The 17,957-nt window shown below is 61.1% G+C and carries 15 protein-coding genes; 8 read left to right on the top strand and 7 right to left on the bottom strand.

The features are described from left to right. Positions 1-303: 303 nt before the first annotated feature. The gene (locus AC1D1Z_RS13705) at positions 304-939 is read left to right on the top strand and encodes an outer membrane protein (RefSeq protein ID WP_018241481.1); all 636 of its coding nucleotides are present in this window, start codon (positions 304-306) and stop codon (positions 937-939) included. 77 nt (positions 940-1,016) lie between these two features. Here AC1D1Z_RS13705 and AC1D1Z_RS13710 read toward each other — a convergent pair whose 3' ends face one another. Together AC1D1Z_RS13710 and AC1D1Z_RS13715 are read right to left on the bottom strand one after the other, a co-directional pair. Then, positions 1,017-1,613 (bottom strand): glutathione S-transferase family protein, encoded by a 597-nt coding sequence (locus AC1D1Z_RS13710; protein WP_047621563.1) that lies wholly within the window; start codon positions 1,611-1,613, stop codon positions 1,017-1,019. 62 nt (positions 1,614-1,675) lie between these two features. After that, positions 1,676-2,545 (bottom strand): 23S rRNA (adenine(2030)-N(6))-methyltransferase RlmJ, encoded by an 870-nt coding sequence (locus tag AC1D1Z_RS13715; protein WP_003558248.1) that lies wholly within the window; start codon positions 2,543-2,545, stop codon positions 1,676-1,678. Between the two features lie 16 nt (positions 2,546-2,561). On the opposite strand from AC1D1Z_RS13715, the gene AC1D1Z_RS13720 reads away from it, so the two are divergent. Both AC1D1Z_RS13720 and AC1D1Z_RS13725 read left to right on the top strand, forming a co-directional pair. Then, a complete protein-coding gene (locus tag AC1D1Z_RS13720) occupies positions 2,562-4,766 on the top strand; it encodes a molybdopterin-containing oxidoreductase family protein (protein WP_130716100.1) in 2,205 nt (734 codons plus the stop codon). Then, positions 4,763-5,353: an NUDIX domain-containing protein gene (locus tag AC1D1Z_RS13725; protein ID WP_130716101.1), complete on the top strand. Its 591-nt coding sequence runs from the start codon at positions 4,763-4,765 to the stop codon at positions 5,351-5,353. Before AC1D1Z_RS13720 ends, AC1D1Z_RS13725 begins: the two co-directional genes overlap by 4 nt. A 67-nt stretch (positions 5,354-5,420) precedes the next feature. Here AC1D1Z_RS13725 and AC1D1Z_RS13730 read toward each other — a convergent pair whose 3' ends face one another. After that, complete coding sequence (locus tag AC1D1Z_RS13730; RefSeq protein ID WP_130716102.1) at positions 5,421-6,719, bottom strand: FAD-dependent oxidoreductase; 1,299 nt, start codon at positions 6,717-6,719, stop codon at positions 5,421-5,423. A 4-nt stretch (positions 6,720-6,723) separates the two neighbouring features. After that, positions 6,724-7,344 carry a PadR family transcriptional regulator gene (locus AC1D1Z_RS13735; RefSeq protein ID WP_245498926.1) on the bottom strand — a complete coding sequence of 207 codons (621 nt, stop codon included), beginning with the start codon at positions 7,342-7,344 and terminating at the stop codon, positions 6,724-6,726. A gap of 237 nt (positions 7,345-7,581) precedes the next feature. On the opposite strand from AC1D1Z_RS13735, the gene AC1D1Z_RS13740 reads away from it, so the two are divergent. Beyond that, positions 7,582-8,751, top strand: a complete 1,170-nt coding sequence (locus AC1D1Z_RS13740; RefSeq protein WP_130716103.1) for an alpha-D-ribose 1-methylphosphonate 5-triphosphate diphosphatase — start codon at positions 7,582-7,584, stop codon at positions 8,749-8,751. Here AC1D1Z_RS13740 and purN read toward each other — a convergent pair. Both purN and purM read right to left on the bottom strand, forming a co-directional pair. Further along, positions 8,748-9,419, bottom strand: coding sequence for a phosphoribosylglycinamide formyltransferase (purN, locus tag AC1D1Z_RS13745; RefSeq protein WP_018241489.1), 672 nt, complete (start codon positions 9,417-9,419; stop codon positions 8,748-8,750). The two genes, AC1D1Z_RS13740 and purN, sit on opposite strands and share 4 nt — an antisense overlap. Further along, entirely contained in the window at positions 9,416-10,489 is a 1,074-nt protein-coding gene (gene purM / locus AC1D1Z_RS13750; protein ID WP_130716104.1) for a phosphoribosylformylglycinamidine cyclo-ligase, read from the bottom strand. Before purM ends, purN begins: the two co-directional genes overlap by 4 nt. A gap of 245 nt (positions 10,490-10,734) precedes the next feature. Here purM and AC1D1Z_RS13755 point away from each other — a divergent pair, with 245 nt between their 5' ends. The 4 genes from AC1D1Z_RS13755 to ppx all read left to right on the top strand — a co-directional run bounded on the left by AC1D1Z_RS13755 (position 10,735) and on the right by ppx (position 16,369). Further along, positions 10,735-11,859, top strand: a complete 1,125-nt coding sequence (locus AC1D1Z_RS13755) for an AI-2E family transporter (RefSeq protein WP_018241491.1) — start codon at positions 10,735-10,737, stop codon at positions 11,857-11,859. After that, the gene (gene hdaA / locus AC1D1Z_RS13760; protein ID WP_018241492.1) at positions 11,852-12,565 is read left to right on the top strand and encodes a DnaA regulatory inactivator HdaA; all 714 of its coding nucleotides are present in this window, start codon (positions 11,852-11,854) and stop codon (positions 12,563-12,565) included. Before AC1D1Z_RS13755 ends, hdaA begins: the two co-directional genes overlap by 8 nt. Positions 12,566-12,631: 66 nt before the next feature. Further along, positions 12,632-14,836: an RNA degradosome polyphosphate kinase gene (locus AC1D1Z_RS13765; protein ID WP_018241493.1), complete on the top strand. Its 2,205-nt coding sequence runs from the start codon at positions 12,632-12,634 to the stop codon at positions 14,834-14,836. Between the two features lie 12 nt (positions 14,837-14,848). Next, positions 14,849-16,369 carry an exopolyphosphatase gene (gene ppx / locus AC1D1Z_RS13770; RefSeq protein WP_130716105.1) on the top strand — a complete coding sequence of 507 codons (1,521 nt, stop codon included), beginning with the start codon at positions 14,849-14,851 and terminating at the stop codon, positions 16,367-16,369. A gap of 102 nt (positions 16,370-16,471) precedes the next feature. Here the strand turns inward: ppx and AC1D1Z_RS13775 are convergent, their stop codons facing one another. Continuing rightward, positions 16,472-17,830 (bottom strand): esterase-like activity of phytase family protein, encoded by a 1,359-nt coding sequence (locus AC1D1Z_RS13775; RefSeq protein WP_446983314.1) that lies wholly within the window; start codon positions 17,828-17,830, stop codon positions 16,472-16,474. Between the last annotated feature and the right edge of the window lie 127 nt (positions 17,831-17,957).

The following is a 17,957-nucleotide window of genomic DNA, read 5'->3' on the forward strand; positions in this document are numbered from 1 at the left end:
TAAATAGGCCGTTGCGGTTGCGTCAGAGAGCCGGATATTCTATGTATTATTTAAGAATGCGATTTCTTAAAATAAGTATTTTCAGTTTAACACTTCAGTATGGTTAATGAAGTGTATGTTGCGTCAAAGCAACATCGAATTTCAGCCATGCGGCAGCCACAATGATATCACAATTTGGCTCTTTCAAATCCGCATTTGAGTTCCAATTTCAGTCTCGATCCGGAAGGGACATCTGGCAATATCCCGCCAATGCTTCACTGATAGACAGATGACAAGCGGCGCGGGACTGAAAGGAGACTAAGTATGCGTGTACTCATTGCTGGCCTCATGGCCTCCGTTTTTGCAATTGCGGGCGTCTCGGCAGCTCAGGCGGCCGATGCCGTCGACCAGGTTCCGGAAGCACCGGTCGCCCAGGACGCTCCAGTCAAGCCGGCAGGCAACTGGGAAGGCTTTTATCTCGGCGGCGCTGGCACCTACAACATGGGTGACTTCGGTTCCGACCGTCACACCTATGGTTTCGGCGGCCAGGTCTTCACCGGCTACAACTGGCAGCAGGGCCAGATCGTTTACGGCGTTGAATCCGATCTCGGCTACAGCGGCGACGACGTCTCCTCAGGCGGCGTCAAGAACAAGTATGGCTGGAACGGCTCCGTCCGTGGCCGCGTCGGCTACGACATGAACCCCTTCCTGCTCTACGGCACGGCCGGTCTTGCCATCGGCGACGTCAAGGTTTCCGACGACACCTCGGACGAAAGCAAGACGAACTATGGCTATACGGTCGGCGCCGGCGTCGAAGCCTTCGTGACCAACAACATCACGACGCGCCTGGAATATCGCTACACCGACTACCAGAGCAAGGACTACGACCTCGACTCCGGCAGCTTCTCGCGCGGTTACGACGAGAACAGCGTCAAGCTCGGTATCGGCGTCAAGTTCTAAGCCGACTGAACATACTGACATAAAGAAGCCGGGCACGTCGCCCGGCTTTTTGCTGTCTGCTCATTGTTCTGAAGCGCTCAGCCCTGGGACTTGAGCTCGCTATGGGCAGGGAATTTCTTGTCGAACTGCCGCAGCCAGCCAGTCAGCGGCGCATGATCGGCTTCCCACTGGTCCTTGAAGCGCAACTCGAGATAATCAAGCGTGGCCGCCAGTGCAAAATGTCCGCCGTTGAGCTTTTTGCCAAGCTTCGGCGGATTGGCGCTGAGATGAGCGAGACCGCTCGTCGCCTTCTTCCATTGCCGGTCGATCCACGGCTGGTGAACCTTTTCCTCGTCGCGGAAGCGCCGCTCGTAGACGATCGCCAGCAGGCAATCGCAGATGCCGTCGCAGAGCGCCTCGAGGATTTCCGCATCCGTGCGCTTGCCCTTCTTGGAAGGGTAGAGCCCGCCCTTCGTCAGCCGGTCGAAATAATGCATGATCGCCACGCTGTCGTATATCGATACCTCGTCATCGGTCAGAAGCGTCGGGATCTTGCCGAGCGGATTATTGTCCACCAGGATTGCCGGTGCGGTATTGGTGTCGACCCGAATGGCGTTCAACTCCAGGCTCAGAAAATGCGCGGCCATCCGCACCTTGTTGGAATAGGGCGAGGCGGGCGAACAAAGGAGCTTCATGGGGGACACCTGATGAGATTGTGGAGCTGCGGCGCGGACTATTCCGCAAGCAGCTTAAGCGGTCAATCGTCCTTGACCGCCTTGTTCTCGCCGCGCAGCCAGAAGGCGCGGTGCGACGCGAAACGGTCTTGCGCCAGATGGTCCTTCAATGCGGGCAGCAATTGGTGCAACTCGTCCTTCAGCGTGAAAGGTGGGTTGACGATGACGAGGCCTGAGCCCGTCAGTCCCGTAATGCCGCGGTCGCTGCGAACCGCGAGTTCGGCGCAGAGCATTTTCGGGATGTCGAGCGCCTGCAGCGTCTCGTGGAATTCCTTGATCGGCGCGCCCTTCTTCAGCGGATACCACAGGCAATAGGTGCCGCCGGGAAAGCGCCGATAGGCCTTTTCCAGCCCCTCGGCCAGACGCTGATATTCGTCCTCTTCCTCGAAGGGCGGATCGACGAGCACGATGCCGCGCTTCTCTTTCGGCGGCAGATGCGCGCCGAGCGCCAGCCAGCCGTCGAGCTCGGTGATGCGGGCATGGTGATCGCCCTCGAACAGCCGGTGCAGCCTGACGTAGTCCTCGGGATGCAGTTCCATCGCCGACAGCCGGTCCTGCGGCCGGAACAGCATGCGCGCAAGTTTCGGCGATCCGGGATAGAAGCGGATGCCGCCCTCAGGATTGAGTTCGCGGATTGCCGAGAGGTAGGGCTCCAGCAGTTCGGAAACCTGGGGGCCGAGGTCTGCCTCCATCAGCTTGCCGATGCCATCGACCCATTCGCCGGTTTTCTGCGCTTCTTCGGAGGAAAGGTCGTAGAGCCCGATGCCGGCATGCGTGTCGAGCACGCGGAATCCGCCATCCTTCTTCTGCATGTAGCGGATCAGCCGCGTCAGCACGGCATGTTTCAGAACATCGGCAAAGTTGCCCGCGTGATAGATGTGGCGGTAGTTCATTTTTGCTGATGTCCGTATGAATTCGCGTCATGGGGAATTTTTGTGGCTTTTGGCCGTGCAAGCCTTGGAATATACAAATGCCATGAACATTGCGACCCCCATCCACGCCAAATCATCGAAGCCGGACAACAGGGTGGGCCACACCGCCTGTCCGCATGACTGTCCCTCCACCTGCGCGCTGGAGGTCGATATATCAGAGGATGGCCGCATCGGCCGTGTGCGCGGCGCCAATGACCATTCCTACACGTCGGGCGTCATCTGCGCCAAGGTCGCCCGCTACGCCGAGCGGCTCTACCATCCCGACCGCCTGATGCATCCTCTACGTCGCGCCGGCGCCAAAGGGGCAGGGCAGTGGCAGCAGATTTCCTGGGACGAYGCGCTGGATGAGATCGCCGAAGCCTTTGTGAAGGCCGAGGCAAGGGACGGCAGCGAGGCGATCTGGCCCTATTTCTACGCCGGCACCATGGGCTGGGTGCAGCGTGATTCCATCGATCGCCTGCGTCATGCCAAGCGTTACTCCGGCTTCTTCTCCTCGATTTGCACCAACCCCGCCTGGACCGGCTTCACTATGGCGACCGGCACGCTGCGCGGTCCCGATCCGCGCGAGATGGGCCGCACCGATTGCGTCGTCATCTGGGGCACCAACGCGGTCTCGACGCAGGTCAACGTGATGACCCACGCCATCAAGTCGCGCAAGGAGCGCGGCGCGAAGATCGTCGTCATCGACATCTACGATAATCCGACGATGAAGCAGGCCGACATGGCGCTGATCGTCAAACCGGGCACCGATGCCGCACTCGCCTGCGCCGTCATGCACATCGCCTTCCGCGACGGTTACGCCGATCGTGACTATATGGCGAGATATGCCGACGATCCCGCTGGTCTCGAGGCGCATCTCAAAACCAAGACGCCGCAATGGGCCGCTGCCATCACCGGCCTATCGGTCGAGGAGATCGAAGCCTTTGCCAGCCTCGTCGGCACGACGAAGAAAACCTTCTTCCGCCTGGGCTATGGTTTCACTCGCCAGCGCAACGGCGCGGTCGCCATGCATGCGGCTGCCTCGATCGCCACCGTTCTCGGCTCCTGGCAATATGAGGGCGGCGGTGCCTTCCATTCGAACAGCGACATCTTCCGCATGAACAGCGCCGAACTGACCGGCCGGTCGATGAAGGATGCCGATATCCGCATGCTCGATCAGTCGCAGATCGGCCGCGTCCTGACCGGCGATCCCGTAGCGCTACGCCATCGCGGCCCGGTGACGGCAATGCTGATCCAGAACACCAATCCCGCAAACATCGCCCCCGAGCAGCGCCTCGTCAGACGCGGCTTCGCCCGCAATGACCTCTTTGTCGCCGTTCATGAGCAGTTCATGACTGAAACGGCTGAGATCGCCGATATCGTCATTCCCGCGACGATGTTCGTCGAGCACGATGACATCTATCGGGCCGGTGGCCAGAACCATATCCTGCTGGGGCCGAAGCTGGTCGAGCCGCCGCCAACCGTGCGCACCAATCTCTTCGTCATCGAGGAACTGGCAAAACGCCTCGGTGTCGCCGATCGCCCCGGCTTCGGCTTCACCGCCCGCGAAATGGTCGACCGCATCCTCGAATCGAGCGGCCTGCCGGATTACGACCATTTCCTCGAACACAAATGGTTCGATCGCCAGCCCGCGTTCGAGGAGGCGCATTATCTGAACGGTTTTGCCCATCCGGATGGCAAGTTCCATTTCCGCCCGGACTGGATCAATCAGCCGGCGCCGAACAAACCTCCGGCGGCGATCGGCGCGCTCGGGCCGCACGCCGCGCTACCGGCCTTCCCCGATCAGGTCGATGTCATCGAAGTCGCCGATCCCGAGCATCCCTTCCGGCTCGCCACGTCGCCGGCGCGCAACTTCCTGAATTCGAGCTTCTCCGAGACCAAGACCTCTCGCCAGAAGGAGGGCCGCCCTGAAGTGATGGTCAATCCAGCCGACGCCGAAGCCAACGGTATCGCCCATGGCGATCTCGTCCGCATCGGCAATAGCCGCGGCGATCTGCGCATTCACGCCCGCGTCACCACCGAGGTGAAATCCGGCGTGCTGATCGCCGAGGGGCTTTGGCCAAACAAGGCGCATGTCGACGGCGAGGGTATCAATGTCTTGACTGGCGCCGACCCTGTCGCGCCCTATGGTGGGGCGGCCGTGCACGACAACAAGGTCTGGCTTCGCAGGGACCCAGCATGATGCAGCCGAAATCACGGGTGAAGATCGTCAGCGAAGAAACACTGTCGAATGGGTGGACGCGGCTGAGCAGCTATCTACTCGACTATATCGACCGCAAGGGCGCAACCCAACGGCTGAAGCGGGAGATCTATCACCGCACGCCCGCTGCCTGCATCCTGCTTTATGATCCCAAGCGCGACCTCGTCGTTCTCGTCCGCCAGTTCCGCCTTGCCGTCCATCTCAACGGCGATCCCGCCTGGATGATCGAGGTGCCGGCCGGCCTTCTCGACGATGACCATCCCGAAGCGGCGATCCGTCGCGAGGCGATGGAGGAGACCGGCTATCGCCTGCGCGATGCGCGCTTCCTGTTCAAGTCCTATACCTCGCCGGGTGCCATCACCGAAGTCGTCCACTTCTTCGCAGCCCTCATCGACACTGCCGACCGCGTGGCGGAAGGCGGCGGTCTGGACGAGGAACACGAGGATATCGAGGTCCTCGAAACCCCGCTCGACGAGGCTGCGGCGATGATCGAAACCGGCGAAATCTTCGACGCCAAAACGATCGTGCTTCTACAGTGGGCGCTGTTGAACAGGGGCAAACTTCGATAGCGGGCAGGGCGATGGAGGCCTGGTTCGTCAAGTTGCCTCGGGCGGATCGAGATGATCCGCGACCGTCTTAGTTTTCCCCGCGAACTCGCATCATCTGCCGAAAAGCGCGCCGCTTGAGTGCAGGCATCGCGTTGATGATGCGCATCACGCCGCGCATAACAGCGAGCTGAAGTCTGCCGACAATCGGCCGATGGGCCAGATCGCCGGCATCCATCTGCTTTTTCGATTCTTGGACTGCTTCGGTACTGTAGCGAAGCATCTCGACTTCGTAGGCATGTATGGCTTCGACGAGCGGCTTTCGTCCCTGGTCCGCTTCGACCAGCATGCGTCCAAGCAGAGCGGCGTCGCGAAGCGCTGTATTGGCGCCCGCGCCTCGTCCGGGTGTCATCGTATGGACGGCGTCACCGAGCAGAGTGACATTAGAACTCGTCCAAGGCGTCAGCGGGACCGAGGTCCTCACCTTGATATCGCGGATCGTCGACGGCTCCGTCATGCGGATCAGAGTACGCAAATGCGGATGCCAGTCTCGAGCGAGCTCCAGCCCCAGCTCTCTCAATTGTTCGCCGCTCAGGCCGGCCGGATCCCGCGGGCAATTCTGCCGAGCGCCCCATATGCCCCAGCCGATGCTGTCCTCGTCGAGTGCCTCGACGAAATCCGGCCAACGAGCAGCGACACTAGGGTCGCTTCGGCTGTCGACGAACTCGAGCGAGTGAACGATTGCGCCGAAGCCCATCGGTGCCATAATCAGCGACATGCCTTTGAACATTTTGTCCGACAGCAGAGCCTTCGTCTCGACCGTCATAGGAATTTTGCCCCCGAGCGACACGATTCCGGTGTCTTCCAGACGCGCTTCCGGCAAGCGTTGCCTGCGTACCGCGGAGTTCGTGCCGTCAGCGCCCACCAGCACATCTCCCGTCGCGAGGCTTCCATCCTGAAAGCTGGCGGTGACCGACCCGTCGGCGTTATTTGAGTAACCTTGAAGCGCTTTCCCGAAGAAGACGTCATCTTCAAGTCCCCTGAGCAGAACCCGCCTCAGCGTCTTTCGAATAACATTCCTTTCATCGTCGAGAGCGTTCGGGCCTGCATCATCGATATCGAAGCTCAGCACTTCGCCCAGCTGTTCAGTGAGCATGTTGAAATAGCGCGGCGACCTGGCGCAGGTGGCGACATAGAGATCGTAGAGTTCACCGGGGATACAGGCTTTCAGCGCTCGGCTTCCAGCCGGGCTGATGCCAACGCGATAACCACCGCGGTTGGTGTTCGGCGCAAGGTCGCGCTCATACACCGCTATGCAAACCCCAGCCTGCTTAAGCAGATGTGCGAGTGCTAGACCGCCGGTCCCGGCGCCGATAATCAAAACCTTCATGGTGCTAATCCTGGTCGAGTTTGGGGTCGATGGAGAACTTGGCGGCGATCTGCCTCAGCCACTCCTCTGTCCAGGTGATGCGCTGGGCGCTGAGGTCCCCGACAATGCTGTTGACCCAGGACAATTCGGTTGCGTGAAGCACTCGGAGATATTCCATCTCGAGAAGGAAGAGCCTTGGAACGGCCTGCGCTTCCTGCAGGACTTCGTCTATCCGGCGAAGTTCTGACTCGATGGCTTTTGCTCTGAGCTCAAGCTGGCTCGCCACATCATCAGGCGTAAGCAGAGGAAGAAATGACATGGCTGCGGGGAATTCCGGATATTCCCGCGTTAAGGTCGACAATATCGCCCGCATCCATTCCAGCGCGATCTCGCGGCCCTTCTCGGTTATCTCGTACACGGTCCGCTCGGGACGCTTGTCATCCCGGACTGTTTTCTGCGGGGTGATCAAACCCTCGCGTTCGAGCCGCTGGATTGTTTGATAAAGGCTCGCCCTCTGCGTGACATTGATCACCTCGTCCTTGCCGCGCTCCTTGATGAGTCGCTGCATTCGGTACGGATGCAGCGGTTCTTCCATGAGCATTGCAAGGACGGCGAGCGCGATTGGAGAGCGTTTGATCGTTTTCATAGTCATAGTGTTACTAGTTATCTTATAACTAGTCAACGCGGTAAGCAGGGGCGTTGGCTCCTGGACAGGCGCCGGCTGGATCTATGGCCGTGAATCCGAGGGGCGAGCGCATCCAACCAATTCCAAAGCGCAAGTTTCAGCTTTAAGGTGACAACGTTGGAAATTTCATACGACTGTCACGAAGCGGTTCTATCCGCTGCGGTTTGTCAATCATCGGATGCGGTCAGGAGAAAGCCCATGTGGCTCAGCAATTTCACCCTCGTTCTCCCAAACGAGGTGGTGAGTGAAGGTTCCGTGCGTGTTGAGGATGGCGCCATCGCCGAGATCAGGCCGGAGCCGGTCGCCGGTGCTGCCATCGCTGGCGGCGGGCGGCTGCTGATGCCCGGATTCGTCGATCTGCACGGCGATATGATCGAGCGCGAGATCGCCCCACGGCCAAACGCGACGATGCCGATCGATTTCGGCATCCACGAACTCGACAAGAAGCTTGCCGCCGCCGGTGTCACGACGGCGTTCGCCGCCGTCTCCTTTGCGACCGAGAGCGTCTACGGCCATGTCCGTTCGCTGGAGACCACCTCCGCAGTGATCGAGGGCATCAACCGCCTGCGCGATGATCTGCTGATCGACCACCGCGTCCATGCCCGCTACGAAATCACCAACGTCGGCGCAGCCCCAGCACTCGAGCGCCTCCTGAATGCCGATCAGATCGACATGGTTTCCCTGACCGACCACACGCCGGGCCAGGGCCAGTATAACAACCTGCAGAGCTACATCCTCAGCATTTCCGAGCGCCGCGCCGTCTCCGAGGAAATGGCGGCGGAGATCGTCGCCAAGCGCATCGCCATGCGCAACAATCCGGACATCGAGGCCAAGCTGAGGGAAATCGTCGCGCTGTCGCTGAAGCACAAGTTGTCGCTTGCCTCGCATGACGATGACAGCGTCGAAAAAGTCGCCGAGATGCATGATCTCGGCGTCACCATTAGCGAGTTTCCGGTCACAGCAGCTGCAGCGGAAGAGGCGCGCCGCCGCGGTCTCTGGACGCTGATGGGTGCGCCGAACGCGCTGCGCGGCCAGTCGATGTCGGGCAATCTCAGCGCGCTCGACGCCGCCAAGGCCGGGCTGCTCAGCGTCATCGCCGCTGATTACCATCCGGCTGCCTTCGTGCCCGGCATCCTCAAGCTTGCCGACATGGTGGACGGCGGCCTGCCGGCAGCCGTTGCCATGGCGACTGGCAATGCGGCCCGTTCCGCCGGCCTGTCGGATCGCGGCGAGATCGCCGTCGGCCGGCGCGCCGATCTCGTCGTGGTCGAGCCGGGCGATATCAATCGCATCCGCGCCACCTTCCGCGCCGGCCGCTTCGTCTACAGCGACGGCACGCTACATCCCTTGCGGGCTTTGGCGGCTTAAGCGCGGTCGCCGATGAGCGAAATCAGTTGAGCCTTGGGAGCGGCGGTCGCGGCCTCCGCGCCGACGGCTTTGCCGCCTTCCATCGCCACTCGACCTTCGGCAAACAGCCGCAAGGCCTGCGGATAGATCTGGTGTTCGATGGTGAGCACACGCGCGGCAAGGCTTTCGGCCGTATCGCCCAAGAGAACCGGCACAGCCGCCTGGCCGATCACCGGCCCCTCATCCATGCCTTCGGTGACGAAATGCACCGTGCAGCCGGCGATCCGCATGCCGGCGTCGATCGCTCGCTGATGCGTATGCAGGCCCGGAAATAAGGGCAGCAGGGAAGGGTGGATGTTGAGCATCCGGCCTTGGTAACGCTGGATGAATGTCGCCGTCAGCAGCCGCATGTAGCCTGCCAGGCAGAGAATATCGGGTTTAAGCTCGTCGAGCGCCGAAAAGATCGCCGCCTCATGCGCATCCTTGCTGGCGTAGTCCTTGCGGGGAAAAGCGAAGGTAGAAATGCCTTCGGCATCAGCCTTGGCAAGCCCGCCGGCATCCGCCTTGTCGGAGATCACGCCGACGATCTCGGCCGGATAGTCGGCTGCCTTCGCCGCCGCAACCAGCGCCATCATGTTGGAGCCGCTGCCTGATATGAAGACGACGGCGCGTTTGCGCGGCGAGCTCATATGGCAAGCGTACCCTTGTAGACCGTGCCGGCAGCGCCTTCGTCGCGGGCGATCATGCGGCCGAGCGTGATAACTGTCTCGCCCTCGGTTTCGAGTGCCGCGGAAACCGCCGCGACGTTCTCACCGGCGACGACGGCGATCATGCCGACACCGCAGTTGAAGGTGCGCAGCATTTCTCTGGATTCGACGCCGCCAGTCTTGGCGAGCCACGAAAACACCGGCGGAACCTTGACGGCGTCAAGATCGATCTCGGCCGCCAAGTGCTTCGGCAGGACGCGCGGAATATTTTCCGGGAAACCGCCGCCGGTGATGTGCGCCAGCGCCTTGATGGCGCCGGTCTCGCGGATCGCTTTCAGAAGCGGCTTCACATAGATGCGGGTCGGCTCGAGCAGGGCTTCGCCGAGCAGCCGGCCTTCGGCAAACGGTGCGGCTGCGCTCCAGTCGAGGCCGGACAGTTCCACGATCTTGCGCACCAGCGAAAAGCCGTTGGAATGGACGCCGGAGGAGGCAAGGCCGAGGATCACATCACCCTCGGCAATATCGCCTGATGGCAGGAGCTTGCCGCGTTCGGCAGCACCCACGGCAAAGCCGGCGAGGTCGTAGTCGCCGGAGGAATACATACCGGGCATCTCGGCCGTTTCGCCGCCGATCAGCGCGCAGCCGGCCTCGCGGCAGCCGGCGGCAATGCCGCCGACGATGGCCGCGCCCTGGTCGGGGTCGAGCTTGCCGGTCGCGAAATAATCGAGGAAGAACAGCGGCTCGGCGCCCTGCACCACGAGATCGTTGACGCACATGGCAACGAGGTCGATGCCGACGGTGTCGTGATAGTCGGCATCGATCGCGATCTTCAGCTTGGTGCCGACGCCGTCATTGGCGGCGACGAGAACCGGATCGGTAAAGCCTGCAGCCTTGAGATCGAAAAGTCCGCCGAAGCCGCCGATCTCGCCGTCGGCGCCGGGACGGCGCGTCGAGCGCACCGCCGGCTTGATCTTCTCGACGAGGAGGTTACCGGCATCGATATCGACGCCCGCATCGCTATATGTCAGGCCGTTTTTCCCAGACTGGCTCATGCTGGTCTCCGATGGCTATTTCAGGCGGCAAACGTGCCGCGTCATCTGCCGGTCGCAATTGCATGACAGGGGCGTTTATGCAAGCGTTGCATGGCAAAAGCCCCCAATTTCCCGCGTCTTCCTCCAGCCTTTCGGGGATTTGGCACGACAGGGTTGACCATCTTTGCGCCTGCATCCTATGTGCTGAATGGCCGCTCCGGTTCGGATGCGGCGTTTGGCGGCGGCGAGTGATCAGCGGGGAAGCGATGCCACAGCATGTCAGCGGCAACAGTCTCAAGCGTCAGATTTTCTTCTGGCTGGTAGTGCTCGTCTTCTTCATCGTCTTCCTTTATGTCTTCAGCTCGATCCTGCTGCCCTTCATCGCCGGCATGGCGATTGCCTATTTCCTTGATCCGGTGGCTGACCGGCTTGAACGCTTGGGTCTGAGCCGCATGATGGCGACCATCGGCATTCTCGTCGCCTTCGTCATCGTCTTCACGCTGGCGCTGATGATCCTCATTCCGGTGCTCATCAGCCAGTTCAACGATTTCGCTCAGCGTCTGCCGGGTTATATCAGCCAATTACAGCAGTTCATCACGCAGGCGCAGAATTCGCTGCTGCCGGACTGGGTCGAGAACCAGATGGGCACGATCAAGGACAATCTCTCCGGCATCCTGTCGGAGGGCATGGGCTTCCTCACCGGGCTCTTCGCGCAGATCTGGAATTCCGGCAAGGCGATCGTCGACGTCATATCGCTGCTCGTGGTCACCCCCGTCGTCGCCTTCTATATCCTGCTCGATTGGGACCGTATGGTTGCCAAGGTCGACCAGTGGATCCCGCGCGATTATGTCGGCGATGTCCGCCAGATCGCCAAGGAGATCGACCAGGCGATCGCCGGTTTCATCCGCGGCCAGGGCTCGCTCTGCCTCATCCTCGGCATCTATTATGCCGTCGGCCTTTCTCTTGTCGGGCTGAATTTCGGCCTGCTGATCGGCCTCTTCGCCGGCATGATCAGTTTCATTCCCTATGTCGGCTCGATGGTTGGCCTCGTGCTCGCCATCGGCGTGGCGCTTGTGCAATTCTGGCCCGATTATCCCTGGATCGGCCTGGTGCTCGTCGTCTTCTTCAGTGGCCAGTTCCTGGAAGGCAACATTCTGCAGCCGAAGCTCGTCGGCTCCAGCGTCGGCCTGCATCCGGTCTGGCTGATGTTTGCGCTTTTTGCCTTCGGCGCGCTCTTCGGTTTCGTAGGGCTTCTGGTCGCCGTGCCCGCCGCCGCCGCCGTCGGCGTCCTTGTTCGTTTCGCGCTTTCACGCTACCTTCAGAGCGATCTTTATTTTGGCGGGTCGCTCAGTGGCCGCGCCCGGAAGACGAAATCAGTTCCCAATGAATGACGTGAAGAACGCTGATCCGAAGCGTAAGGCCGGAGAGCAGCTGCCGCTGGTCTTTTCGCACGATGCCGCAAGCGGGCGCGACGACCTCCTGATCTCGGAGCGTCTTGCCGCCGCCGTTTCGATCGTCGATGCCTGGCCGGCATGGCCATCACCGGTCGTCGTGCTCGCCGGCCCCGTCGGCTCGGGAAAATCACATCTCGCCCGCATCTGGCGGGAATTGAGCGGCGCCGTCGACATCCATCCCGAGCTTGGCTCGGACGCCGCGGTTGCCGCCGCCGCCGGCCCGGTGCTGTTCGAGGACGCCGACCGCCTCGGCTTCGACGACAACGCGCTCTTCCATGTCATCAACAGCGTGCGCGAAAACGGCACCAGCCTGTTGATTACCAGCCGCCTTTGGCCGATGTCGTGGCCAGTTTTGCTGCCCGATCTGCGTTCGCGCCTGAAAGCGGCAACCGTCGTCGAGATCGGCGAACCCGATGAGGCGCTGTTGTCGCAGGTGATCGTCAAGCTCTTCGCCGACCGGCAGCTTTATATAGATGACAAACTCGTGCTCTATATCGTGAACCGGATGGAACGGTCGCTGAACGCGGCCCAGACGATCGTCGAAAGGCTTGACCGGCTGGCCCTGTCGCGAGGCACCAAAATCACCCGGTCTCTTGCTGCCGAAGTATTGAATGAATTGGGAAATTCGGAACCGGCCGATTGACTGTCACAGTTCCGTCGTCAAACTGATATAATTGCCTTCGGCGATTGAAAACGGGGTAAGCGGACCATGGATAGCGCAGTCGCAGAACATCAGGAACTCACTCCGGAAATTAACGACAACACCCCCCCGCTGGAAGAGCTGCTCAAGAGCCCCGAGCGCTTCATCAACCGAGAATTCTCCTGGCTGCAGTTCAACCGCCGTGTCCTGGAAGAAACTTTGAACACCGAGCATCCGTTGCTTGAGCGCGTTCGCTTCCTGTCGATCTCGGCCGCCAACCTCGACGAATTCTTCATGGTGCGTGTCGCCGGCCTCGAGGGCCAGGTACGCCAGAACATCGCCATCCGCAGTCCCGACGGCAAGACGCCGGCCGAGCAGCTCGATTCGATCCTGCAGGAGATCGACCATCTGCAGATGGAGCAGCAGGCCTCGCTGGCCGTCCTGCAACAATATCTCGCCAAGGAAGACATCCTGATCGTGCGCCCCGGCGCCTTGAGCGATGCCGACCGCCAGTGGCTGGCCGCCGAATTCGAACAGGCGATCTTCCCGGTCCTGACGCCGCTGTCGATCGATCCCGCCCACCCGTTTCCCTTCATTCCGAATCTCGGCTTCTCGATCGGTCTGCAGCTCGTCAGCAAGAATGGCCGTGAGCCGATGACGGCGCTGCTGCGCCTGCCGGTGGCGCTCGACCGCTTCGTCCGTCTGCCGGATGATGGAAACACGATCCGCTACATCACGCTGGAAGATGTCGCCAACATCTTCATCCACCGGCTTTACCCGGGTTACGAGGTGCAGGGCTCCGGTACGTTCCGCGTCATCCGCGACAGCGATATCGAAGTCGAGGAAGAGGCCGAGGATCTCGTCCGCTTCTTCGAAACGGCGCTGAAACGCCGCCGCCGCGGTAAGGTCATCCGCATCGAGACCGACTCGGAAATGCCGGCCTCGCTGCGTCAGTTCGTCGTCCAGGCGCTCAATATCCCTGATAATCGCGTCGCCGTTCTGCCGGGCCTTCTGGCGTTGAACACCCTGTCCGAGATCACCAAGGCGCCGCGCGAAGATCTCAGGTTTGCCCCCTACAATGCGCGATTTCCCGAGCGCGTCCGCGAACATGCCGGCGACTGCTTCGCCGCCATCCGCGAAAAGGACATGGTCGTCCATCACCCCTACGAATCTTTCGACGTCGTGGTCCAGTTTCTTCTCCAGGCTGCGCGCGATCCTGACGTCCTGGCGATAAAGCAGACGCTTTACCGCACCTCCAACGACAGCCCGATCGTCCGCGCGCTGATCGACGCCGCCGAAGCCGGCAAGTCGGTGACGGCGCTGGTCGAGCTCAAGGCCCGCTTCGACGAAGAGGCGAACATCCGCTGGGCGCGCGATCTCGAGCGCGCCGGCGTGCAGGTCGTCTTCGGCTTCATCGAGCTCAAGACCCACGCCAAGATGTCGATGGTCGTTCGGCGCGAGGAAGGCAAGCTGCGAACCTATTGCCACCTCGGAACGGGCAACTACCACCCGATCACCGCGAAGATCTATACAGACCTGTCCTATTTCACCTGCAATCCCGTCATCGCCCACGACATGGCGAACATCTTCAACTTCATTACCGGCTACGGCGAACCGGAGCAGGGCATGCAGCTCGCGATCTCGCCCTATACGATGCGCCCGCGCATCCTGCGCCACATCGAGGAAGAGATTCAGCACGCCAGGAACGGCGCCCCGGCCGCGATCTGGATGAAGATGAATTCGCTTGTCGACCCCGACATCATCGACGCGCTCTATCGCGCCAGCCATGCCGGCGTCGAGATCGACCTCGTCGTGCGCGGCATCTGCTGCCTGCGTCCGCAGGTGCCCGGCCTTTCGGAAAAGATCCGCGTCAAGTCGATCGTCGGCCGCTTCCTCGAGCACAGCCGTATCTTCTGCTTCGGCAATGGCCACGGCCTGCCGTCCGACAAGGCGCTGGTTTACATCGGTTCGGCCGACATGATGCCGAGAAACCTCGATCGCCGTGTCGAAACCATGGTTCCGCTGACGAATCCGACCGTTCACGAGCAGGTCTTGTCACAGATTATGCTCGGCAACGTGATTGACAATCAACAAAGCTACGAGATATTGCCCGACGGTACGTCGCGACGCATGGAAGTGCGCAGGGGCGAAGAACCGTTCAATGCGCAGCAGTATTTCATGACCAATCCGAGCCTGTCGGGCCGTGGTGAAGCTCTGAAGTCCAGTGCGCCGAAGCTGATCGCCGGCCTGCTCGAAGGCCGCAACAACAAGTAAAACTGGACCTAAATGGTTGAATCTGAAGCCCAGGGGCGCCTTCCGGGGATCGCCCCGGTCTCCGTCGTCGATATTGGATCGAATTCGATTCGTCTTGTCGTCTACGAAGGCATGTCCCGTTCGCCAACCGTCCTGTTCAACGAAAAGGTCCTCTGCGGCCTCGGCAAGGGCGTCGCTCTTACCGGCAAAATGGACGAAGAGAGCGTCGCGCGGGCTCTGGCGGCGCTGCACCGTTTCAAGGCTCTGTCAGACCAGGCCCGCGCTGCCACCATGTATGTGCTGGCGACGGCGGCTGCGCGCGAGGCGAGCAACGGTCCTGATTTCATCCATCAGGCGGAAACCATCCTTAAACGCAAGGTCCGCGTACTCTCGGGTGAGGAGGAGGCGAAATTCGCCTCGCTCGGCATCATCAGCGGTTTCTACAATCCTGACGGCATTGCGGGCGACCTCGGTGGCGGCTCGCTGGAACTGATCGATATCAAGGGCAAGGAGTTCGGCAAGGGCATCACGTTGCCGCTCGGCGGCCTGCGCCTGTCGGAATATGCTGGCGGATCGCTCTCCAAGGCCCAGACCTTTGCCCGCAAGCAGTTGAAGACGGCAAAGCTGCTGTCGAAAGGCGAGGGGCGCACCTTCTACGCCGTCGGCGGCACCTGGCGAAACATCGCCAAGCTGCACATGGAAATCACCCACTATCCGCTGCACATGATGCAGGGCTATGAGGTGTCGTTCGAAGGAATGATGCAGTTCCTCGACCAGGTGGTGACCGCGCGCGACTCCAGGGAGCCGGCACTGCAGGCCGTTTCCAAGCACCGCCGTTCGCTGCTGCCTTTCGGCGCCGTCGCCATGAAGGAAGTTCTGAGTGCGATGAAGCCGTCGCTAATTTCCTTCTCGGCGCAGGGTGTGCGCGAGGGATATCTCTATTCGCTGCTGTCGGAGGCCGAGCGCCGCGCCGATCCGCTGCTTGCCGCCGCCGGAGAACTGGCAATTCTGCGTGCCCGTTCGCCGGAGCATGCCCGCGAGTTGGCGGAATGGACCGGCCGCATGATGCCCCTTTTCGGCATCCAAGAAACTGAAGAGGAAAGCCGCTACCGCCAGGCCGCCTGTCTGCTTGCCGATATCAGCTGGCGCGCCCATCCTGACTATCGCGGCCTGCAGGCGCTGAACGTCATCGCCCACTCTTCCTTCGTCGGCATCAGTCATCCCGGCCGCGCCTTTATCGCGCTTTCCAACTATTACCGTTTCGAAGGCCTGCATGACGACGGCGCCACCGGTCCGCTGGCGCAGATTGCCACGCCCCAGCTCATTGAGCGCGCCAAGCTGCTCGGCGGCATGCTGCGCGTCGTCTACCTCTTCTCTGCCTCGATGCCCGGCATCGTCAAGAACCTGACCTTCCGCAAATCGTCGAGCCCGGACCTCGACCTCGAATTCGTCGTGCCTCCCGAATATCGCGATTTCGCCGGCGAGCGCCTTGACGGCCGCCTGCAGCAGCTGTCGAGGCTGACAAACAAGCGGTTGGCGTTTCGGTTTGAATAGGTCTGTGCCACTGCACGTCGTCAGGAACGCAACCTAGGCAGCGAAAAACAAAAAGGGCGGCGCCTTCGCGCCACCCTCTGTATTTCACACCAGAACGCCGAATTACTTCGCGTTCAGGAACTCGCCGACTTCGAGCAGGCTGAACTCGTTATTGTCAGCCTTGTCGACGGCGCGGCCGGCCGAGAAGGGCAGGTTGTTGTCGTTGCCGATGATGATGTGCGTGGCGTCGACGCGGTCGACGTTTTCGATCGTCACGAACGGCATGTCGTAGACGCCGTCCTTGCTGCCGGCCTTCTTCTTGTTGTCGGGGTCCTGGATGTTCAGGAGGTCGATATAGCCGATCTTGCGGACCGCCTTGCCGACATTGGCATCGTTGAACTCGATCTTGTAGACGCGCTTCAGCACGGCCGGAGCTTCGAAGCAATCCGGCTTCGGCTGCTTCGGATCGGCGCAGGCTTTGTCCGTCGTGCCGGCGCCGTTATCGCGCTCGATGACGAGAGCGGTGGTGTCGTCGAGCATGTTGAAGTCGCCGATCGATACCCCCTTGTCTTCGAACGGATAAAGCCAGCTGCGGCCGGTCCACCTCTTGGAGGCGACATCGAATTCGATGACGCGGATGGCGGTGTGGCCATCGATGGTTTCCACAGTGCCGTCATCCTTGTAGATGGCCCCTTCGAGCAGGCCGTAGAGCTTGGCGCCGTCCTTCGACATAGCGAGGCCTTCGAAGCCGCCGGAGCGCTTCAGGTTGAAGACCGGCATCTTGGCGGCCGGGTTTGATGGAACCGAGAGAAGCGGATTGTCGGGCGAAAGCACCGGCTTGCCGTCGAGCGTCGTCGGAATGACGTCGGTGAGGCGGCCAGCGGTGTCGAACTTCAGGATGTAGGGACCGAATTCGTCGCCGAGCCAGAAGCCGTCGGCAACCGGCTGGATCGATTCGATGTCGAAGTCGGCACCGGTGAGATAGCGCGTGTCAGTACCTTCAAGCACGATCGGGAACGGAGCGATCTTGTTGGGGTCGGAGAGGAAGAGGTTCTTGACGACCTCAGCCTTGTTGCCGGCCCAGTCAAACTTCATCTGGTGCAGGAAAAGCATGGAGTCCGACGAGTTGGACTTCGAGCCGAAGCCGTTGTCGGAGAGCGTCCAGAAGGTGCCGTCGGCCATCGTCTTGACGCCCGAGAAACCCTGGATCGACTGGCCGTCGAAGGGAAGCTTCAGATCGGTGACACGGGCGCCGTCCTTACCGGGAACGGTGCCGAGCGCTTCGGTGCGCTTGCGGTCAGGCGTCGTGAACTTGCCGGCATGCTTGAGGAATTCGGGGGCGTCGGCCGGTGCCGGAACCATGGTGTTGGCAGGCAGGATCGCCTGGCCGGCGAGCTTGGCCGGGAACTGCTGCTGGTCGGCCGAAGCGGAGCCGGCGACCAGGATGAAAAGCGATACGGAAGCAAAAAGGACGTTCTTCATAATATCCCCGTGGAACGGATTGCAAAGGCCTTCCGCTTAGCAGGGCTTTAATGTCAGCGAATTGACGTTTGGGTGAAGCTTTGGTGACGTACTTACAGCGCCGCGCGTCTTTCAGACGCGTAAAGGA

It is taken from the genome of Rhizobium sp. P1_E1, assembly GCF_056406015.1.

Excerpts from the sequence above, each read along its gene's own strand:
- AC1D1Z_RS13735 (WP_245498926.1), bottom strand. The coding sequence starts at position 7,344 with ATGAAAACGATCAAACGCTCTCCAATCGCGCTCGCCGTCCTTGCAATG.
- AC1D1Z_RS13775 (WP_446983314.1), bottom strand. The coding sequence starts at position 17,830 with ATGAAGAACGTCCTTTTTGCTTCCGTATCGCTTTTCATCCTGGTCGCC.
- AC1D1Z_RS13755 (WP_018241491.1), top strand. The coding sequence starts at position 10,735 with ATGCCACAGCATGTCAGCGGCAACAGTCTCAAGCGTCAGATTTTCTTC.
- AC1D1Z_RS13725 (WP_130716101.1), top strand. The coding sequence starts at position 4,763 with ATGATGCAGCCGAAATCACGGGTGAAGATCGTCAGCGAAGAAACACTG.
- AC1D1Z_RS13730 (WP_130716102.1), bottom strand. The coding sequence starts at position 6,719 with ATGAAGGTTTTGATTATCGGCGCCGGGACCGGCGGTCTAGCACTCGCA.
- AC1D1Z_RS13710 (WP_047621563.1), bottom strand. The coding sequence starts at position 1,613 with ATGAAGCTCCTTTGTTCGCCCGCCTCGCCCTATTCCAACAAGGTGCGG.
- AC1D1Z_RS13705 (WP_018241481.1), top strand. The coding sequence starts at position 304 with ATGCGTGTACTCATTGCTGGCCTCATGGCCTCCGTTTTTGCAATTGCG.
- purN (WP_018241489.1), bottom strand. The coding sequence starts at position 9,419 with ATGAGCTCGCCGCGCAAACGCGCCGTCGTCTTCATATCAGGCAGCGGC.
- AC1D1Z_RS13740 (WP_130716103.1), top strand. The coding sequence starts at position 7,582 with ATGTGGCTCAGCAATTTCACCCTCGTTCTCCCAAACGAGGTGGTGAGT.
- purM (WP_130716104.1), bottom strand. The coding sequence starts at position 10,489 with ATGAGCCAGTCTGGGAAAAACGGCCTGACATATAGCGATGCGGGCGTC.
- ppx (WP_130716105.1), top strand. The coding sequence starts at position 14,849 with ATGGTTGAATCTGAAGCCCAGGGGCGCCTTCCGGGGATCGCCCCGGTC.
- AC1D1Z_RS13715 (WP_003558248.1), bottom strand. The coding sequence starts at position 2,545 with ATGAACTACCGCCACATCTATCACGCGGGCAACTTTGCCGATGTTCTG.
- AC1D1Z_RS13765 (WP_018241493.1), top strand. The coding sequence starts at position 12,632 with ATGGATAGCGCAGTCGCAGAACATCAGGAACTCACTCCGGAAATTAAC.
- hdaA (WP_018241492.1), top strand. The coding sequence starts at position 11,852 with ATGAATGACGTGAAGAACGCTGATCCGAAGCGTAAGGCCGGAGAGCAG.